The sequence below is a fragment of the Marinobacter sp. SBS5 genome (assembly GCF_048285575.1).
GTDB lineage: Bacteria > Pseudomonadota > Gammaproteobacteria > Pseudomonadales > Oleiphilaceae > Marinobacter.
Window position 1 is genome coordinate 1 of record NZ_JBLWAZ010000008.1, and the last position, 3,473, is coordinate 3,473.

Genomic DNA, 3,473 nt, shown 5'->3' on the forward strand with positions numbered 1-3,473 from the left:
CATCCCCGGACATCGCAGGAGCGCCTGAAACAGCCCGTTTTAGGTGTCCGAACATCATTGCATTAAATTGTATTCACACATGCTTTATTGGAGGCAACATGAGCATTTCCCGCGAGGACATTGAAAAAGTTGCCGTGCTCGCCCGCATCAAAGTGGATGACGAGCAGGTTTCGGCTCTGGAGAAGGATCTGGGCAACATCCTGGATCTGGTAGATCAGTTAAGTGCTGCGGATACCGATGCCGTGGAGCCCATGGCGCATCCTCTGGATGCCGTTCAGCGATTGCGCGCGGATGAGGTCACCGAGACCAATCAGCGGGAAGCGTTTCAGGCGATTGCGCCCGCTACCGAGGATGGGCTGTATCTGGTTCCCAAGGTTATCGAGTGAACTTGTTCAGCTAATCAGCCGCTGCCTTTTACCCGGCAATTTTTCTGACCATCATAGTTTTCAGGATTGATGATGCATAACAAATCCGTAGCAGAGCTTTCCAAAGAGCTGGAGAGCGGGAAGATTTCAAGCGTGGAGCTGACACAACAGTTCCTCGACCGTCTGAAGAGTGAAGACGGTAAGTACAACAGCTTTATTACCATCTCCGATGAGCAGGCGCTGGCCGAGGCCAAAGCAGCCGATGAGATGCGTGCGGCCGGTAAAGCGACGGCTTGGACTGGGGTTCCGTTTGCCCACAAGGATATTTTCTGCACCAACGGCGTTCGCACTACCTGCGGCTCGAAGATGCTGGAAAATTTTGTACCGCCTTACGACGCCACGGTGACGGCGAACTTTAAAGCCGCCGGCGCGGTGTGCTTGGGCAAGACCAACATGGACGAGTTCGCCATGGGGTCTTCTAACGAGTCCAGCTTTTTTGGTGCCGTGACCAACCCTTGGGGTGAAAAGCGTGTACCGGGAGGCTCTTCCGGCGGCTCGGCGGCGGCTGTCGCGGCACGGTTGGTGCCTGCGGCCACGGGCACCGACACCGGCGGCTCTATCCGCCAGCCTGCGGCGTTGTGCGGCATTACCGGTTTGAAGCCGACTTATGGCCGGGTTTCCCGTTACGGGATGATCGCTTTTGCTTCTTCACTCGATCAAGGCGGCCCCATGACGCGCACGGCGGAAGACGCGGCGCTGATGATGAATGTGATGGCCGGGTTTGATACGAAGGATTCGACCTGCATCGACCGCGAAGTGCCGGATTACACCGCCACGCTGAACGAGCCGCTGAAAGGTCTGAAGATTGGCCTGCCGAAGGAGTACTTCAGCGAGCAATTGTCGCCAGCTATGGAAGAGCAGGTTCGCAATGCGGTGCGTGAATACGAGAAGCTGGGCGCGACGGTGAAGGAAGTCTCCCTGCCGAACGCCAAACTGGCTATCGCTGCGTACTACGTGATTGCTCCGGCGGAAGCCTCCGCCAACTTGTCCCGTTTTGACGGCGCACGTTATGGCTACCGCTGCGAAAACCCGAAAGACCTGATGGATATGTACACCCGCACCCGCGCGGAAGGTTTCGGCAACGAAGTTAAGCGCCGGATTTTGGTGGGTAGCTATGCGTTGTCGGCCGGTTACTTCGATGCTTATTACCTGAAAGCCCAAAAGGTTCGCCGCTTGATTCAGCAGGACTTTATCAATGCGTTCAAAGACGTGGACGTGATGATGAGCCCGGTGTCGCCTTCCCCCGCTTTCGTTCAGGGCGAGAAAACGACTGACCCGGTGACTATGTACCTGGAAGACGTTTTCACCATCGCCATCAACCTGGCGGGCATTCCGGCCATGTCTGTGCCTGCCGGCTTTGTTGACGGTTTGCCGGTTGGTTTGCAGATTATCGGAGATTACTTCTCCGAAGCGCGCCTGCTGAACGCAGCCCATCAGTTCCAGCAGGTGACCGATTGGCACCAGCGTGAACCTCAATAAGCCCGGATAAGGAGACGAACACATGCAGTGGGATATCGTGATCGGGTTGGAAATTCACGTTCAGCTTGCCACCAAAACCAAGATTTTCTCAGGCTCTAGCACCGCCTTCGGCGCCGAGCCCAACACCCAGGCCAACGCCGTTGATCTGGCCATGCCGGGCACACTACCTGTTCCGAACGAACAGGCGTTCCGTTATGCCGTGATGTTTGGCTTAGCCACCAATTCTGAAATTGGTCGTCGCTCGGTATTTGAGCGTAAAAACTACTTCTACCCGGATTTGCCCAAGGGCTACCAGACCACGCAGCTGGCCCAGCCGATTGTTGGTCCCGGCCATGTAGACATCGACCTGTCCGACGGCAGCACCAAGCGGGTACGCATTCACCACGCCCACCTGGAAGAAGACGCCGGTAAATCCTTGCATGAGGATTACCACGGCATGTCCGGCATCGACTTGAACCGCGCAGGAACACCGCTGATCGAGGTAGTGACCGAGCCAGACATGAACAGTGCTGAAGAAGCCGTGGCCTTCGCCAAGAAACTGCACAGCTTGGTGACGTCGCTGGGCATCTGCGACGGCGATATGTCTCAGGGATCCATGCGTTTCGACGTGAACATTTCGCTCAAACCCAAAGGCTCTGACACACTCGGCACCCGCACCGAAACCAAGAACCTGAACTCCTTCCGCTTTATGGAACAGGCCATCGCGCACGAAGTTGAGCGCCAGATGGACATCTTGGAAGACGGCGGCGAGATCGTTCAGGAAACCCGCCTGTACAACGGCGACCGGGATGAGTCTCGCTCCATGCGGAGCAAGGAAGAAGCCAACGACTACCGCTACTTCCCCTGCCCGGATCTGCTGCCGGTCGTAATCGACGATGCCTTTATCGAAGACGCCCGCGCCCGCTTGCCGGAACTGCCAGACGCTCGCCGCGCTCGGTTTAAGGAGCAATACGGCCTGAACGACTACGACGCTGGCATTTTGTCTGCCGACGCCAAGCTGGCCGGTTTCTTCGAGGAAACTGTTGAGCATGGCAAGGACGCAAAACTGGCCTCCAACTGGGTTCAAGGTGAGTTTTCTGCTCGCTTGAATGCGGAAGAGAAGTCGGTGGCAGACGCGCCAATTACTGGTGCTCAGCTTGGCGCTCTGGTCACTCGTATTGCCGATAACACGGTGTCTTCTTCTGGCGCGAAGAAGGTGTTCGAAGCTCTGTGGTCTGGCGAGAACGATAACGTAGATGCGATTATCGAAGCCAAGGGCCTTAAGCAGGTTTCCGACACTGGAGCTCTGGAAGCTATGGTAGACGAGGTTCTGGCCGGCATGCCGGATCAGGTTGCTCAATACCAAGGCGAGGAAGATCCGAAGAAGCGCAAGAAGATGCTCGGCGGCTTTATGGGCCCCTTGATGAAGGCTTCCAAAGGCCAGGGCAACCCAAAGCTGTTCAACGAGATTCTTGTTCGCAAGCTTGGTGGTTAATGGGATTGAGCTTGGGTCGGGGGCTATACTCCGGCCCTAGCATTTTAGTTTTGGGGCTGCGGCCTTACTCGTGGTCTGCCAGGTTTGCGGGGGCG

General features: G+C 56.6%; 3 protein-coding genes. All 3 read left to right on the plus strand.

Annotated features, from left to right (window positions below):
- The first annotated feature begins 98 nt into the window (after positions 1 to 98).
- Complete coding sequence (gatC, locus tag ACNQ6O_RS14555) at positions 99 to 386, plus strand: Asp-tRNA(Asn)/Glu-tRNA(Gln) amidotransferase subunit GatC (protein ID WP_418053928.1); 288 nt, start codon at positions 99 to 101, stop codon at positions 384 to 386.
- A 72-nt stretch (positions 387 to 458) separates the two neighbouring features.
- Positions 459 to 1,904, plus strand: coding sequence for an Asp-tRNA(Asn)/Glu-tRNA(Gln) amidotransferase subunit GatA (gatA, locus tag ACNQ6O_RS14560; protein WP_418053929.1), 1,446 nt, complete (start codon positions 459 to 461; stop codon positions 1,902 to 1,904).
- A 22-nt stretch (positions 1,905 to 1,926) separates the two neighbouring features.
- Positions 1,927 to 3,378 (plus strand): Asp-tRNA(Asn)/Glu-tRNA(Gln) amidotransferase subunit GatB, encoded by a 1,452-nt coding sequence (gene gatB / locus ACNQ6O_RS14565; RefSeq protein ID WP_418053930.1) that lies wholly within the window; start codon positions 1,927 to 1,929, stop codon positions 3,376 to 3,378.
- Positions 3,379 to 3,473: the final 95 nt, after the last annotated feature.

What these genes read in the sequence shown, in the direction of transcription:
- gatC (WP_418053928.1), top strand. Translation starts at nt 99, where the DNA reads ATGAGCATTTCCCGCGAGGACATTGAAAAAGTTGCCGTGCTCGCCCGC.
- gatB (WP_418053930.1), top strand. Translation starts at nt 1,927, where the DNA reads ATGCAGTGGGATATCGTGATCGGGTTGGAAATTCACGTTCAGCTTGCC.
- gatA (WP_418053929.1), top strand. Translation starts at nt 459, where the DNA reads ATGCATAACAAATCCGTAGCAGAGCTTTCCAAAGAGCTGGAGAGCGGG.